At 66.0% G+C, this 14,085-nt stretch carries 14 protein-coding genes; 6 read left to right on the top strand and 8 right to left on the bottom strand.

Annotated elements, in window-relative coordinates:
* Positions 1 to 30 precede the first annotated feature (30 nt).
* The 3 genes from H0T81_RS02545 to H0T81_RS02535 form a co-directional block, all read right to left on the bottom strand.
* Positions 31 to 462 carry a hypothetical protein gene (locus H0T81_RS02545; protein ID WP_294009431.1) on the bottom strand — a complete coding sequence of 144 codons (432 nt, stop codon included), beginning with the start codon at positions 460 to 462 and terminating at the stop codon, positions 31 to 33.
* 205 nt (positions 463 to 667) lie between these two features.
* A complete protein-coding gene (locus H0T81_RS02540) occupies positions 668 to 1,246 on the bottom strand; it encodes a L,D-transpeptidase family protein (RefSeq protein WP_294009429.1) in 579 nt (192 codons plus the stop codon).
* A 5-nt stretch (positions 1,247 to 1,251) separates the two neighbouring features.
* On the bottom strand, positions 1,252 to 2,280 hold the full coding sequence (locus H0T81_RS02535) for a potassium channel family protein (protein WP_294009427.1): 1,029 nt from the start codon (positions 2,278 to 2,280) through the stop codon (positions 1,252 to 1,254).
* A 117-nt stretch (positions 2,281 to 2,397) separates the two neighbouring features.
* On the opposite strand from H0T81_RS02535, the gene H0T81_RS02530 reads away from it, so the two are divergent.
* Positions 2,398 to 3,051 carry a GDSL-type esterase/lipase family protein gene (locus tag H0T81_RS02530; RefSeq protein WP_294009425.1) on the top strand — a complete coding sequence of 218 codons (654 nt, stop codon included), beginning with the start codon at positions 2,398 to 2,400 and terminating at the stop codon, positions 3,049 to 3,051.
* Positions 3,052 to 3,113: 62 nt separating this feature from the next.
* On the opposite strand, the gene H0T81_RS02525 is transcribed toward H0T81_RS02530, so the two are convergent.
* Positions 3,114 to 5,150, bottom strand: coding sequence for a hypothetical protein (locus H0T81_RS02525; protein ID WP_294009423.1), 2,037 nt, complete (start codon positions 5,148 to 5,150; stop codon positions 3,114 to 3,116).
* 221 nt (positions 5,151 to 5,371) lie between these two features.
* Here H0T81_RS02525 and H0T81_RS02520 point away from each other — a divergent pair, with 221 nt between their 5' ends.
* Positions 5,372 to 7,654: a TIR domain-containing protein gene (locus H0T81_RS02520; RefSeq protein WP_294009422.1), complete on the top strand. Its 2,283-nt coding sequence runs from the start codon at positions 5,372 to 5,374 to the stop codon at positions 7,652 to 7,654.
* Between the two features lie 15 nt (positions 7,655 to 7,669).
* On the opposite strand, the gene guaA is transcribed toward H0T81_RS02520, so the two are convergent.
* The gene (guaA, locus tag H0T81_RS02515; protein WP_294009421.1) at positions 7,670 to 9,244 is read right to left on the bottom strand and encodes a glutamine-hydrolyzing GMP synthase; all 1,575 of its coding nucleotides are present in this window, start codon (positions 9,242 to 9,244) and stop codon (positions 7,670 to 7,672) included.
* 91 nt (positions 9,245 to 9,335) lie between these two features.
* Between guaA and H0T81_RS02510 the strand changes: the two genes are divergently transcribed.
* Together H0T81_RS02510 and H0T81_RS02505 are read left to right on the top strand one after the other, a co-directional pair.
* Entirely contained in the window at positions 9,336 to 10,721 is a 1,386-nt protein-coding gene (locus tag H0T81_RS02510; protein ID WP_294009419.1) for a DUF2254 domain-containing protein, read from the top strand.
* Positions 10,722 to 10,875: 154 nt separating this feature from the next.
* Positions 10,876 to 11,700 (top strand): L,D-transpeptidase, encoded by an 825-nt coding sequence (locus H0T81_RS02505; protein WP_294009417.1) that lies wholly within the window; start codon positions 10,876 to 10,878, stop codon positions 11,698 to 11,700.
* A gap of 15 nt (positions 11,701 to 11,715) precedes the next feature.
* On the opposite strand, the gene H0T81_RS02500 is transcribed toward H0T81_RS02505, so the two are convergent.
* The 3 genes from H0T81_RS02500 to H0T81_RS02490 all read right to left on the bottom strand — a co-directional run bounded on the left by H0T81_RS02500 (position 11,716) and on the right by H0T81_RS02490 (position 13,451).
* Positions 11,716 to 12,201: a YetF domain-containing protein gene (locus H0T81_RS02500; protein ID WP_294009415.1), complete on the bottom strand. Its 486-nt coding sequence runs from the start codon at positions 12,199 to 12,201 to the stop codon at positions 11,716 to 11,718.
* A 99-nt stretch (positions 12,202 to 12,300) separates the two neighbouring features.
* On the bottom strand, positions 12,301 to 12,909 hold the full coding sequence (locus tag H0T81_RS02495) for a retropepsin-like aspartic protease (RefSeq protein WP_294009414.1): 609 nt from the start codon (positions 12,907 to 12,909) through the stop codon (positions 12,301 to 12,303).
* A 164-nt stretch (positions 12,910 to 13,073) separates the two neighbouring features.
* Positions 13,074 to 13,451, bottom strand: a complete 378-nt coding sequence (locus H0T81_RS02490; protein WP_294009413.1) for a hypothetical protein — start codon at positions 13,449 to 13,451, stop codon at positions 13,074 to 13,076.
* Between the two features lie 226 nt (positions 13,452 to 13,677).
* Here H0T81_RS02490 and H0T81_RS02485 point away from each other — a divergent pair, with 226 nt between their 5' ends.
* Together H0T81_RS02485 and H0T81_RS02480 are read left to right on the top strand one after the other, a co-directional pair.
* Positions 13,678 to 13,899 carry a hypothetical protein gene (locus H0T81_RS02485; protein ID WP_294009411.1) on the top strand — a complete coding sequence of 74 codons (222 nt, stop codon included), beginning with the start codon at positions 13,678 to 13,680 and terminating at the stop codon, positions 13,897 to 13,899.
* Between the two features lie 46 nt (positions 13,900 to 13,945).
* Positions 13,946 to 14,077: a hypothetical protein gene (locus H0T81_RS02480; RefSeq protein ID WP_294009410.1), complete on the top strand. Its 132-nt coding sequence runs from the start codon at positions 13,946 to 13,948 to the stop codon at positions 14,075 to 14,077.
* Positions 14,078 to 14,085 lie beyond the last annotated feature (8 nt).

Below are 14,085 nucleotides of genomic sequence, written 5' to 3'. Positions count from 1 at the left end.
GGGGCGTTGCCGGCCCAGCCACCCCCCGGCCTACCGCAGCCACCCCCGCTGCCTCGAATGGCGAGCGAACCAGAAGATCGTCCAGGTCAGTGCGGTGACGACGAGCGCTACCAGCAGGTCGTTGGCCGACATGTTCTCGCGGAGGCCGCTGACGACCAGCAGCCCGGCGAGCCACACCAGCACGGCGGCCAGCGACACCATCAGCAGGAACTCGGCGAGCCGCTTGCGCAAGACCAGCATCACGGTCCCGGCGAGCCCGACCCAGACGGCGACCGCAAAGGCCGCCGTCACCCACAGCGGTTCCGCCTCGGCGGCGACGCGCCGGTCGAGCGGCAGGTTGGCGGGATCGGCGAGCACCTGGCTCAGGTACATGAAGCACCCCAGGGCCATGAACAGCAGCGAGGCAATCGCCGCGGGCATGTACCAACCGGCCACCGGTCGCGGCGCGAGTTCCTCTTCCATCCGAATCCCTTTGTCTGACTGCTGCGTCGCGGATTTGCTCCGCCTTTGGCCGCAGCGCAACAGCAAGCCAATTCGCGCTGGTCCTGTCGGCGATCACGATCGCGACGCTGTGGCCGCTGTCGGTTGTCAAGGACAAGGTCATCGGCGCTTCGACGGGGAAACGACGGCAAAGGAACGTTTCCGCGAAGGGCAAAAATAGGCCGAGCTAGCCCTCGATGATCACCTTGGTGCCCAATTTGGTCATCCCGAACAGCCGTTCGGCGAATTTCAACGGCAACCGAACGCAGCCGTGGCTCGCCGGATAGCCGGGGTTGGGACCGGCGTGGAAGGCGATGCCCATCGAATCGTACATCTGCATGAACGGCATCGGCGCATTGTCATATTTGCGGCTGTAGCCGTGCTTCTTCTTGAGCATCACCGCCCAGAACCCGAGCGGAGTCTCCTTGCCTTTCTTGCCGCTCGAGATGGTCGAGACGCCCACCAGTTGCTCGCCGCGGTAGACGTAGAAGCGCTGCGTCAGAAGATCGATCACCACCCGCGCCTCGCCCGCCGCCGGGACGCTGGCCAGCCAGCGAAACTGGCCCGGGCGCAGATTGAGCGGACCAAAAGCGGCGAGCATGTCCTGATGGGCCTGGGGCGCGTTGCCCTGGGTCCAGCGATAGGGAAGCGGCGCGGGCGCGGGCGCAACGGCGACCGGCGGCGAGCGCCTCGGGGCCGGCGCGCTCGAGCAACCGGACAGCGCCAGCGCGCCACCAAGCATCACGGACCAGACAAAATTCTTCATCGGCATCAGTCAGTCACCGTCGGCTGAATTTCCATGATGATGTCGCCGGGCTGCAGCTCCTGCGACTGCGGGCGCCAGAAGCCGTAAGCCTTGCCGTCGCGGATAATGCGCAGGCCCAGCGTCCCGTTCATATCGCCGAGCGCCTTGCCGACCTCGTCCGGGCGGACATCGCGTTCGACCAGCCGCACCCTTCCCTTCATCTTGGCCAGGTCCGCGAGATATTCGGCGATGTGCTGGCCGGCATGCGTCGTGGCGAGGAGCAGGCCGGCAAAGTCGAGCGGATTCACGACGACATCGGCGCCGGCCAGCTTGGCGGGCACCTCGTTATCCTGCTGGTTGACGGCGAGGCTGATCCGCACGTTGGGGGCCAGGTGACGGGCCGTCAGGCACACGAGGATCGACGTGTCGTCGCGGCCCGCCGAGATGATCAGGAGTTTCGCGCGCTCGACCCGCAAGGCGCGCAGCGTCTCGTCATGGGTCGCGTCCCCTTTGAGGACGGTGCAGCCCAGCGCTTTGGCTTTTTCGAGCCGCTCCTCGTCCATGTCGACGACGACGATGTTCTGCGGCTCGGCGCCAAGCTCGAGCAGTTCCGCCACCGCCCGGCTGTTCTTGGTCCCGTAGCCGACGACGACGATATGATCGCAAAGATCACGCTGGATGCGGTTCATGATGAATTTTTCCCACGAGCGCTTGGCGACGAACATATAAGCCGAGCCAATGAAAATAAGCAGGAAGAAAATGCGAATGGGAGTGACGACCAGGGCATCGAACAGGCGCGTGTTCTGGGTCACCGGGACGATGTCGCCGTAGCCGGTCGTGGTGGCGCTGATCATGGTGAAATAAACCACGTCGAGGAAGCTGACGTGGCCGTCGAGGTTGTCCTGGAGGCCGTGCCGCTCGAGCCAGTGGAACCCGATCAGGATGCCGATGAGCCCGGCGACCGCGACCACTCGCCAGGCAAGCTGGAACCAGCCGTTGATCCGCGGCTTGCGGCGCAAGGTGAGCAATTCGCTGTCGTCGAGGGCGCCCGGCATCGGCTCACCGTAGCCGCGCTCGTGCGATCGTTCCAGCGCCCTTGCGGGAACTCCCACGACTCTCCGCTGGGCCCTGCCCAATGAACATCAGCCAGCCTGGGCGGTTGAACCGGTCCGATGCCCCCGACCGCACCCGATCCGGCCGCGCCGGGCCATGTCGTCCTCCTCGGAGACTCGATCTTCGACAACGGCGCTTATGTCGGCGGAGCGCCCGATGTCGTCCGGCAGCTGCGCGCCTCGCTCCCCGCCGGCTGGCGAGCGACCTTGCTCGCGGTTGACGGCGCGGTGATCGACAGCGTCGCCCGCCAGCTCAAGGCCTTGCCCGCGGACGCGTCGCTGCTGGTCGTCAGCGCCGGCGGCAACGACGCGCTTGGCGAAGCCTGGCTGCTCGAGCAACGGGCGGCCTCGGTGGGCGAAGCGGTGATGCGCCTCGCCGACGCGCAGGAGCGGTTTGCGCAACGCTATTGCGCCATGGTCGAGACGGTTCTGAAGCATCGCGTGCCGGCGGCGCTCTGCACCATATACGACGCCAGCTTCCCGCTGCCCGAGGGACGGATGATCGCCGCCGCTCTGTCGTTGTTCAACGACCAGATCACCCGCTCGGCCTTTTCCCACGGTCTGCCGCTCATCGACCTTCGGCTGATCTGCAGCGAGCGCGCCGACTACGCCAACCCGATCGAGCCGTCCGAGCGAGGCGGCGCCAAGATCGCCGCCGCCATCGCCAAACTGGCGACTGCGCCCGAGAGCGGCTCGCGCGTCATCGCCGGCTAGCCGGCAAAAAAAGGGGACGCCTGTCGGCGCCCCCGATGATTTTCGACAATGGCGGCCGCCGTCTAGACGATCGCGTCGATGACCGCCTGGATCAGCCGCGTCTGCGGATCCACCTGATAGATGTGGCCGTCGGCATACCGGTACAGGTACTGGTCGTCGTCGTCGTAGCGATCGCGATAGGCGTACGGCACGTTGTAGACGTCGTAGCCGACCGGCAGCGCCTGGCCGACGGCGAGCGTGTGCCCGGTGACCAGCGCGACCGGCGCGACGACGACCTGCGTCTGCGGCTGGATCTGGTAGATGCCGCCGTCGAAGTAGCGGTAATCGTAGCCCGGGGCCTCGTAGTAGAGGCCGCTGTAGGTCGCCGGGACCGCATAGCCCGGGTAGGCCGCCGGCACCGGGTGGCCGACCGCATAGCCGCCGTAGGACACCGGGATCGCGGTCTCGATCATCCGCGAGTACGGATCGACCTGGTAGATGGTGCCGTCGTCGTAGCGGTACCAGCTGTCGTCGGTGTCGAAGTAGGTGCTGCGATAGGCGTAGGGGACGTTGTAGGCGTCGTAGCCCGTCGGCAGCATCTGGCCGACTCCCAGGTTGGTCCCGGTCACCAGCGCCACCAGCGCGGAGATCAGCTGGGTGGTCGGGTCGACCTGGTAGATCCCGCCGCTGGCATAATGGTAATTGTAGCCCGGAGCCCCAGAGTAGAGGTTCTGGTACGCGTGAGGCACCGAATAGCTCGGATAGCCCGCATAGGCGCCATAGCCGCCGTAGCTCGCGTAGCTGGGAACCGGATAGCCGACCGCATAGCTGCCGTACGACACCGGGGCCACGCCCATGATCATCCGGCTGTAGGGATCGACCTGGTAGATGTAGCCGTCGTCGTAGCGGTACCAGGCGTCGTTCGTGTCGTAATAGGTGTCGCGATAGGCGTACGGCACGTTGTAGACGTCATAACCCATCGGCAGCATCTGGCCGACGCCAAGATTCTGGCCGGTGACCAGCGCCACCACCGCCTGGATCAGCTGCGTCGTCGGATCGACCCGGTAGATGGCACCGTCGCCGAAGCGATAGAGATCGTCGGGGGTGTCGTAATAGAGGCTGCGATAGGCGTACGGCACGTTGTAGCTGTCGTAGCCGAACGGCACCGGATTGCCGACGCTGAACGCACCGCCGAGCAGCGGGAACATCGCCGCCACCAGGCTGCTGTCGCGGTCGACCCGGTAGAGGTAGCCGTCGTCGTCATTATAGTCGTAGAAATATTGCGGCGACGAGCCGTAGAAGCTGTTGTAGCGCTGCGTCGCATAATCGTCGTACCAGTCGCGCTCGACCTGCGCGACCTTGATCGGCTCACCGACCGAAATCGACGGCTTCTGGAACTGCTGCAGCTCGCGGCTGTCCGCGACTCGCTCGCGGAAGGCGTTGCGCATCTCGATGCGGTCCTGGCGCCGCTCGAATCGCTCCTGGCTGCGGGCGAAGCGCTCGGCCTGCCGCTGCTGCTGACGCAGCTGCTTGGTCTCGAAGCGGTCGTCGCCGCGCCGCTCGATCACCTTGGCCTGGCGCTCGATCGCCGGGCGCCGCTCGAAGCTCCGCCGCTCGATGTTCCGGTCGCGCTGCTTGGCGACCCGCTCGGGCCGCTGCCGCTCGAAGCGCTGCTTCTCGATCCGCTGCTTCTCGGCGCGCTGCTTCTTGACGCGCTGGGGCCGGACGCGCTCGACGTTGCGCGAGCGCCGCTCGACGACCCGCTCCTGGCGCTGCGGGCGCTCGAAACGCACTCGCTCCTGCCGCTGGGGACGTTCGACACGCACCCGCTCCTGGCGCTGCGGCCGTTCCATCCGAACGCGCTCCTGGCGCTGCGGCCGCTCCATCCGAACGCGCTCCTGGCGCTGGGGACGCTCCATCCGGACGCGCTCGACTCGTTGCGGGCGCTCTGCTCGAACCTGCTCCTGGCGCTGGGGTCGCTCGGGCCGAGCCTGCTTGGCCTCGGCCTTGGCGGCTTCGGCTTTCTGTGCCCGCTCTTCGCCCTTCCCGTCCGGCTTGGCCTGAACGGGAGCGGTGATCGCAAGCGCCGCCACGGTGGCGATCAGAATCGTCTTGGTCATGATCGAACTCTGCCTGTTGGAATCCGGTCCACATTGGAGAAAATCGGCTGATTGCAACATGAACGGCGGCGCTTCGACTCATCGCCAAGCGCACTTCAACCCGCCCAAAACTCGACTCGACGCGCGGTCGTGCGAGGTTCATTTTGGGCCGCCATCCGCGACCGACCTTGCTTGACCGCGCAATTTCGTCGCACACTCGCCTCCGCATTTGTGGGGGAGCAATGGCGAGCGTCTTTCTCAGCTACTCGCGCGAGGACGCCGCGAAAGCCAAGTCGCTCGCCACGGCGCTCGAGCATGCCGGCCATCAGGTCTGGTGGGACCGCCACATCCGAAGCGGATCGGAATATTCCGGGGCCATCGAGGAAGCGCTGAACAGCGCGGACGCGGTCCTCGTGTTGTGGTCGAAAGCCTCGGTCGCCTCGCCATGGGTGCGCGACGAGGCCGCCGAGGGCCGGGACAGCGGGCGCCTGGTCCCGGTCGTGCTCGACAACTGCCGGCCGCCGATCGGCTTTCGCCAGTTCCAGTCGATGGACCTGTCCGGCTGGAGCGGCCGTGGAGCGCCGAAACCCGTCGATGAGCTGCTCGGCGCGATCGCTGGAAAAGGAGGCACCGGCAGACCGGGATCCGATCCGCCCCCGCCCGCGAATGCCAAGCGATCCGCCTTGCTGGACAGCCGGATAACGCGCCCCTTGCTCGCGGCCTTCGCCGCGGTGGTGCTTCTGGCCGGCGGCTGGTTCTACTGGACCGGCTATTCCGACGCCGCGGCCGAGACCCCGACCATCGCCGTGCTGCCGTTCGCCGATCTCTCGCCGCAGCGCGACAAGGCCTATTTCGCCGAAGGCGTCGCCGAGGAGATCCTCAGCGTGCTCGCCCGCGACCCCGGCCTCAAGGTAATCGGCCGAAGCTCGTCGCGGCAGTTCCAGGATTCCTCGTCCGACCTGCAGGGCATCCGCAAGGCCCTCGGGGTTACCCATGTGCTCGAAGGGAGCGCCCGGACCGCCGGAAACGAGCTTCGGATGAGCGTCCGGCTGATCGACGCTTCGGACGGAAGCCAGGTCTGGGCCGAAGACTACCAGCGCCAGCTGAGCAACATCTTCGCCGTCCAGGCCGAGATCGGCCGGGCGGTCGCGCAGCGGCTCAGTGGCAGCCTGTCGCGCGGGGTTCGCGAGGCGCCAGAACAAACGACCGCTGCCGACACCTACACCCTGTATCTGGCCGCCCGAGCCAAGATGCGCGAGCGAACCGGGCCGGCACTGGCCCAGGCGATGCAGCTGGCCAGGCGGGTGATTGCGGCCGATCCGAACTATGCCCCCGGGCACGCGATCTATGCCGAATTGCTGTGGCTGCTGTCGGATCGGAATTACGGGACGACGCCCTTCGAGCAGGTGTGGCCGATCGCGCGGCGTCACGCGCTTCGCGCCATCAAGCTCGCTCCGAACCGGTCGGAAGGTTATGCCGCACTTGGGATCGGCCCTCCTCCGGAAACGGCGATCGCCGCGATGCGGAAGGCGATCGCGCTCGATCCTTCGCGAAGCGAGCTTCCGCTGTGGCTCGCGGGCGCTTACTTCGAAGTCGGAAGGAACCGCGAGGCACTCGAAGCGCACCGCGCTGCCGTTGAGAGGGAACCGATCTGGGCGATTGCGGTCCGCAACCTCGCCAATGTCTATGCTGCTTCCCGCAACTACGAAGAAGCCGAGCGCACGGTCCGGGCGTTCGAAAGCCGGGGCGGCGCACCCGCGCACGCGGCGCTGATGCGGTCCCAGATCGCGTGGATGCGCGGCGATCTTTCGGAGGCGGCCCGTTATGCCGAAGTGGTCGCTCGATCGCAGCCCGAACTGCTGACCTCTATCCCCCAGCTCGCGTACCTCTACCACGACTTGGGGTTTTTCGATCGCGCCGCCGAGCTGGCGGCCAGCGATGCTCGCCGTCGCCTGTTCGTGTCCGGCAATTACAGCGCGCTCGCATCGAGGGTGCGCGAGGAGGGCCTGTGGGGCCAGTCCTCCGCGGCACTTTCGCTGGACGCGCTGGCGATGGTTCGCGACTGGTCCGCCATCGAGGCGCTTTACGACGCGCGTCCAGCTTCAGCCCGCGACGTCTGCAAATCCCAGGTCGGCCCGTTGGGAGCGATCCAGATGGCGGCGGCGCTCAACGCACGGGGGCGAGACCAGGACGTTCGGTTACTGCTCGGCTGCGTCAAAAAGCGGATCGCGGAGCAGTCCCGAGGGCCGGTCCGCTCATTCTATTATACAGAAGATTATCTTGCTGCGATGTCGGCGCAGGTGCTGGCGATCGAGGGCAATGGGCAAGCGGCGTTTCGGGAGATGAACCGCGCGCTGCAGCTCGGCTTCTGGACCTCGCATTCGACGGGCCTGGGGTTTTTGGCCGCCTTCGATCCGTTTCGCTCGACCCGCGAGTATCGGGAGATTGACGAGCGTATCAAACGCAGAATGGCCATCGAACGCCAGCAGCTCCTGCGACAGCAGCACCGAGTTCGAGCGACCTAGACCGCCGACAGCGAGTCACTCCCATTCGATCGTTCCGGGGGGCTTGGACGTGTAATCGTAGACGACTCGGTTGATTCCCGGCACCTCGTTGACGATGCGCGTCGCCACCCGCGCGAGGAATGCCGCGTCGAACGGATAGATGTCGGCGGTCATCCCGTCGACGCTGGTCACGGCGCGCAGGCCGCAGACGCTGTCGTAGGTCCGATGGTCGCCCATCACCCCGACCGTGCGCACCGGAAGGAGCACCGCGAAAGCCTGCCAGATCGCGTCGTATAGGCCGGCGTTGCGAATTTCCTCGAGGTAGATCGCGTCGGCCCTGCGCAGGATGTCGCAGCGCTCCTCGGTGACCTCGCCGGGGATTCGGATCGCCAGGCCCGGTCCGGGAAACGGATGGCGCTCGACGAAGCCCTCGGGCAGCCCCAGCTCGCGGCCCAGCACGCGCACCTCGTCCTTGAACAATTCGCGCAACGGCTCGACCAGCTTCATGTTCATCCGGTCGGGAAGGCCGCCGACATTGTGGTGGCTCTTGATGGTGACGCTCGGCCCGCCAGTGAAGCTGACGCTCTCGATCACGTCCGGATAAAGCGTGCCCTGGGCGAGGAAGTCGGCACCGCCGACCCTGGCTGCTTCGGCCTCGAAGATGTCGATGAACGTCTTGCCGATGAATTTCCGTTTCGCCTCGGGGTCGGTGACTCCGGCCAGCCCGCCGAGGAAATCCTTGCTCGCGTCGACGTGGACCAGCGGGATGTTGTAGCTGTTTCTAAACAGCGACACGACCTGCTCGGCCTCCCCCAGCCGCATCAAGCCGTGGTCGACGAACACACAGGTCAGTTGTTCACCGACCGCCTCGTGGATCAGCACTGCGGCGACCGCCGAATCGACGCCTCCGGACAGCCCGCAGATCACCCGGCCCTTGCCGACCTGCTCGCGGATTTCGGCGATCTTCGCCTCGCGGAAAGCTCCCATCGTCCAGTCGCCCGCGCAGCCGCATACGTGGCGGACGAAATTGGCCAGCAGCTTGCCGCCGTCGGGCGTGTGGACGACCTCGGGGTGGAACATCATCGAATAGAAACGGCGCTGCTCGTCGGTGGCGATCGCGTAGGGCGCGCCTTCGGATTTCGCGACGATCTTGAAGCCGTCCGGAAGCTGTTCGACGCGGTCGCCGTGGCTCATCCACACCTGGTGCTTCTCGCCGACTTTCCACAGCCCGTCGAACAGCGCCGATTCATCGATGACCTCGATGAACGCGCGCCCGAACTCGCGGTTGTCGGACGCCGCGACGACTCCGCCCAGCTGGTGGGCCATGGTCTGCTGGCCGTAGCAGATGGCGAGGATCGGAAGCCCGCAATCGAACAAGTGCTGCGGAGCGCGCGGGCTGTCGTCCCACATCACCGACGACGGCCCGCCCGACAGGATGATGCCGCGCGGCTGCAGGCGCTCGAACGCCTCGCCGGCGGCGTTGAACGGGGCGATTTCCGAATAGACTCCCGCCTCGCGCACTCGCCGGGCGATCAGCTGAGTCACCTGGCTGCCGAAATCGACGATCAGAATGGAATCGCCAGTTGGAATCGAAAGCGGCCGGGCGGTCATGGCAGGCCGATAGCCGTTCCCTCGCGCGAGTAAAGTTCCGCCGATGGACGGCTGTTCGGCACCAATTACGCGCCGAAGCGTCGTTGCGCTCATGCGCGCTCACTTTTTCCGGCTGATCGAGGGGCTTCGCGCCAGTTACTGGTTCGTGCCCAGCCTGATGGCCTTTTTCGCCATCGTGCTCGGGGCACTGATGGTGTGGCTCGACGCCGGTCCCGCGACAGGCCTGCTCGACGGTCTCGGCTGGTACCAGAAGGCCAAGCCCGACGGCGCTCACCAGGTCCTATCGACGATCGCCGGCTCGATGATCACCGTCGCTGGAGTCGTCTTCTCGATCACCATCGTCGCGATCGCCTATGCGGCCAGCCAGTACGGCCCGCGGATCCTGACCAATTTCATGAGCGATCGCGGCAACCAGGTGACGCTCGGCACCTTCATCGCGACCTTCGTCTATTGCCTGGTCGTCCTGCGGACGATCCGCGGCGGCGGGGATGGCGAGTTCGTGCCGCAGATGGCGGTCGCGGTCGGGTTGGTGCTGGCGATCTGCTCGATCGCGGTGCTGATCTACTTCATTCATCACGTGCCCAACAGCATCCACATCAACAATGTCGTCGCCCGGATCGGCAAGCAGCTGCTCCGATCCGTCGACGACCGCTTCCCGGCGCAGGTCGGTGATCCGATCGACGAGGCCGAGCAGGCGAGCGAGGAACTCTCCGCCGGCGAACGCGCGCTGCAGGACGGCACCGGTGCGAAGGCCGTCTGCGCTCATTGCAACGGCTATCTCCAGGCGGTCGAGGACGAGGCGCTGATGGATATCGCCTGCGACAAGGACCTTGTATTGCGGTTGCACCATATTCCGGGCGATTATCTGTTCGACGGCGAGATGATCGTTTCGGCCTGGCCGGCGGAGCGCGTCGACGAGGCGACGGGCGGCTCGCTTCGCCGCAGCTACAGCGTCGGCAACAACCGCACTCCGACGCAGGACATCTTGTTCCTGGTCGATGAACTGGTCGAGATCTCGGCAAGGGCGCTGTCGAGCGGAGTGAACGATCCCTACACGGCGATCACCTGCCTCGACTGGCTCGGCGCAGCCGTCGCGCAACTGGGCCGGAGGCGCATGCCGTCGCCCCGCCGAGTCGATCCGCAAGGGACCGTTCGAGTGATCGCCGTGCCCGACAGCTATGCCGGATTCATCGATCGCGGATTTGGCCGCATGCGGCCGTACGTGGCCCGCGACGTGACCGCCGCGCTGCACATGCTAGACACGCTGGCGCAAGTTGCGGCGCGATGCCGCCTCTCCGATCGCCGCCAGCTTCTCGCCGCCCAGGCCGAGTCCCTGCTGACGCTCGCCGAGGAGGAATTGCACGGGCCGTCGCTGGAGCGGCTCCAGGAGCGCTACCGCCAGACCGCGCACAGCTTCATCGCCACCGACCAAATCGCGGAAAAAGCAGGAACATTAGGGGCGCGCGCCCGTAGGTAGGTAAAGTCCTGCGGAGCAAAGAATGCCAATTCACAAATTTTTACCCATGTTCATGATTGCGGCAGCGACGGGCGTTTCCGCCCAGCCCAGCCCACCGCTCCCCGGTGCGGAAATTGCTGCCGACCGGCTGTTCTCCGGTGCAAGGAGCAAGACGGTGCTGGCTGCCCAGGTGATGCTCGATCACGGCGGCCATTCGCCCGGAGTGATCGACGGCGCCATGGGCGGCAACACGCGCCGAGCGATCCTCGCGTTCCAGCGCGCCAATGGAATGACGACCGACGGGCAGACGAGCGCGGCGCTGCTCGAGAGACTGCGCGGCGTCTATTCGGGAAACCTGCTGCAACGCTACACGATCACCGCCGAGGATGTTGCCGGACCCTTCATCAAGGTGCCCGATGGAATGGAGGAGCAGGCGAAGCTCGAAACGCTTGGCTACGAAAACCCGGCCGAGGGCATCGCCGAGAAATTCCACATGGCGCAGTCGTTCCTGAAGGCGCTCAACCCGGGCGTCGATTTCGCCAGCGCCGGCACCGAAATCACCGTGGTCGTGCCCGGCAAGGACGGGCTCCAGGCGAAGGTCGCCCGGATCGAGGTCGACAAAGCGGCCTCGGCCCTGCGCGCTTTCACCGCGGAGGGTACGCTGGTGGCGACCTACCCCGCGACCATCGGCAGCAGCACCTTCCCGTCGCCCAGCGGAGCGATGGAGGTCCGCGCGGTCGCCCCGGCCCCGACCTACCATTTCGATCCGGAGGGCCGTTCGTGGGGGCCCGACGAGAAACTGACGATCGCCGCCGGCCCCAACAACCCGGTCGGCGGCACGTGGATCGACCTCACCAAGGAAGGCTATGGAATCCACGGCACGCCCGAGCCCAGGCTGATCGGCAAGACCAGCAGCCACGGCTGCGTTCGACTCACCAACTGGGACGCCGCCGAGCTCGCCAAGGCGGTGAGCCCGGGCACCAAGGTCGAGTTCGTCTAGGCCGACGGTCGCGGCTTAGATCCGCCGCACTCCCGCCATCAGCTTCTCGTCGATCTCGCCGCCCCGGATGACCGAAATGTCGCCGGTCGTCTCGAGCACCACGGCGCGGACTTCGGCCACGTCGGTAACGCCGGCCGAGCGCAGCTTCTCCAGCATGTTCGAGCGCGAGACCCGGGTCTCGGCCATCGCCGCGTCGAGGAACTTGCCCCGATCCATCAGCAGCACCGGCTCATTGCTGATGAGGTTGCCGACCCGGTCCGACCTTTGCCGCGCCTTGGACGGCAGCCACTGGACCAGGAACACGCCCAGGATCGCCGCCATGGCCTGAAGGTATTCGTCCCATTGGGCGCGCGTTCCCGCCTGGGCGATCAGCGAGCCGGTCGCAATCGTCGCGACGAAGTCGAACGAATTCATCTTCGAAAAGGCGCGCAGTCCGACCAGCCGGACCAGCAGCACCGTCCACAGCACCGCGACGAACGTCAGCAGCAGGCCACGTGCCACGGGTCCGAACGGGTCGGGAATTTCGAGCATGGCGAACCAACGCGGGGACGCTCATCGGTGTCCACGGCCATAGGTGGAAAGCCTACGTCCGCCTGGGCTTCACGCCCCGCCCTTCGCTTCGGCTTCGCGCTTGCACTTTGCGGCGGCGACAGGAGCTGGATCCCGATCCTGCGGGATGAGGTAAAGCATCGGCTTGGCGACGTCGACGATGGCCCGATGCTCCTTGAGCACGTCCTGGCCGACGAGGCCGTAAACCGTCGTCCCCGACACCTGGCCGAGCATCGAGAGGAGCTGGCCAAGGTCGGTGGTGACGATCCGCGCCTGCCTGGTCTTGATCGAACCGATCTTCAGACCGTCGATTGCCACTTGCCTGGCCCTCATCCCACCGGCCATGCCGCCCACCGCTCTGCCGAGACCCCCTTGCGAGCCGGAGATGTCGAAGTGCCGGAGGTGAGAATTCTCGACCACCGTGACGTTCGCCCCGGTGTCGAGGACAAAGCTCCCGCTCCTGCCGTTGATTTTGGCCTGAACGAGATGATGTCCGGTCGCGACCTCGCGAAGCGGAACCGCCTCAAAGCCCAGCAGGCACATCGCATGATCCACCGTCCCCGCCTCTTCCGGCCGGTATTCGGGCGGGGGGCCCGTTGGATCCTGGCAGGCAGAGACCGACAGCGAGGCCAGGATCGCACAAGACAGCAGACCGCGCATTCAACGCGAATGGTTGACCAACTGCATCGTTCCGTCTGGATGAGACCGGTTGGGACGCCCGTCCGTTCCCGGGTCAAAGCGGGCACTGGACGAAAGAAAGAGGGCACCCGCGATGCCGCGGATGCCCTCCCTCAAAGACTGCGGGTTCGTAAACTCCGTCTAGCTCACCAGGGCCATTCGCTGCTGTCGATAACGCCGTCGCGGTTGCGATCGTATTGCGACCAGGCCGACGCGCTCCAATATTCGTCGTTGCTCAACCAGCCGTCGCCGTTTCGGTCGAAGGCCCGGTAGCTCGGTTCCCACGTCGCGCGATTGTACCTGTCGTAAAAGCCGCCGCCGTACCAGCAGTTCGCATATTCGGCCCGGCTGATCCGGCCGTCCCGATTGGCGTCCCAGTAGGTGTAGCCGGCGGCTCGGTAGTTGTTCCACTCCGCGGTCGAGATTCGACCGTCGGCGTTGGCGTCGACGCGGACCGTGCCGCAGGGGGTGTAGGTGGCGCTTGGATCGAAGGCCGCCACAACCGAATTAACGTCGCTGGCCATTCCCTGAACGGTGGCGCAGCCGGAAATTAGCGCTGCTGATGTAAGCAGACATGCTGCAGTTGAGATTCGCATGTTGAAGTCTCCTTAGTCGGAGCCCTCGACTTCGCCCGCATCTCGCTGGGAGGGGGAGGGCATGGGGTGTAAACCCTTGAGATAGAGCGCTTGTTCCGCGTGCGTTTCGATGACGGTGGAACTCCTGCGGGGAGCAAACAGATTTGATCCAGGGATGAATGTTCGCTCGGCCTTGGCAGCGCTGATCGGCGCCGGTGTCGCCGCGTGCGCCGCGCCCATCGCGGGCTTTTGGAGCGAGCCGGCCTACACGCCGCCCGGCCCCGATTTCGGCGCCAGCCTGTTGCTGCTGAAGGTCCCCGCAAAAGCCGAGACGGTGAGGAACAGCACCTGCATGAGCCGAGCCTCGCGGATCGTCGAGGCGGCGCTTCGCGCCTGAGACAGAGCCCCGGCGCCCTTTCCTGGTCATCGTGCGTTGTGACGGGATGGGACGGCGAAAAACCGAACAGGAAACCGAGCTCGCCGAGCGCATCAAGAGCGTCGGGCTTCAGCTTGACCAGGCGATCAAGGTCGCGAAGGAGCGGCCCATACCTCCCAAGAGCCAGTTCAACGACTGACGGCAGCC

This window comes from Sphingomonas sp. (assembly GCF_013812825.1).
Taxonomy (GTDB): domain Bacteria; phylum Pseudomonadota; class Alphaproteobacteria; order Sphingomonadales; family Sphingomonadaceae; genus Sphingomicrobium.
The sequence above is the reverse complement of the archived record's forward strand: the minus strand, read 5'-3'. Positions and strand labels throughout refer to the sequence as shown.

What these genes read in the sequence shown, in the direction of transcription:
- H0T81_RS02545 (WP_294009431.1), bottom strand. Translation starts at nt 462, where the DNA reads ATGGAAGAGGAACTCGCGCCGCGACCGGTGGCCGGTTGGTACATGCCC.
- H0T81_RS02485 (WP_294009411.1), top strand. Translation starts at nt 13,678, where the DNA reads ATGAATGTTCGCTCGGCCTTGGCAGCGCTGATCGGCGCCGGTGTCGCC.
- H0T81_RS02520 (WP_294009422.1), top strand. Translation starts at nt 5,372, where the DNA reads ATGGCGAGCGTCTTTCTCAGCTACTCGCGCGAGGACGCCGCGAAAGCC.
- guaA (WP_294009421.1), bottom strand. Translation starts at nt 9,244, where the DNA reads ATGACCGCCCGGCCGCTTTCGATTCCAACTGGCGATTCCATTCTGATC.
- H0T81_RS02480 (WP_294009410.1), top strand. Translation starts at nt 13,946, where the DNA reads ATGGGACGGCGAAAAACCGAACAGGAAACCGAGCTCGCCGAGCGCATC.
- H0T81_RS02535 (WP_294009427.1), bottom strand. Translation starts at nt 2,280, where the DNA reads ATGCCGGGCGCCCTCGACGACAGCGAATTGCTCACCTTGCGCCGCAAG.
- H0T81_RS02490 (WP_294009413.1), bottom strand. Translation starts at nt 13,451, where the DNA reads ATGGCCAGCGACGTTAATTCGGTTGTGGCGGCCTTCGATCCAAGCGCC.
- H0T81_RS02510 (WP_294009419.1), top strand. Translation starts at nt 9,336, where the DNA reads ATGCGCGCTCACTTTTTCCGGCTGATCGAGGGGCTTCGCGCCAGTTAC.
- H0T81_RS02495 (WP_294009414.1), bottom strand. Translation starts at nt 12,909, where the DNA reads ATGCGCGGTCTGCTGTCTTGTGCGATCCTGGCCTCGCTGTCGGTCTCT.
- H0T81_RS02525 (WP_294009423.1), bottom strand. Translation starts at nt 5,150, where the DNA reads ATGACCAAGACGATTCTGATCGCCACCGTGGCGGCGCTTGCGATCACC.
- H0T81_RS02540 (WP_294009429.1), bottom strand. Translation starts at nt 1,246, where the DNA reads ATGAAGAATTTTGTCTGGTCCGTGATGCTTGGTGGCGCGCTGGCGCTG.
- H0T81_RS02530 (WP_294009425.1), top strand. Translation starts at nt 2,398, where the DNA reads ATGCCCCCGACCGCACCCGATCCGGCCGCGCCGGGCCATGTCGTCCTC.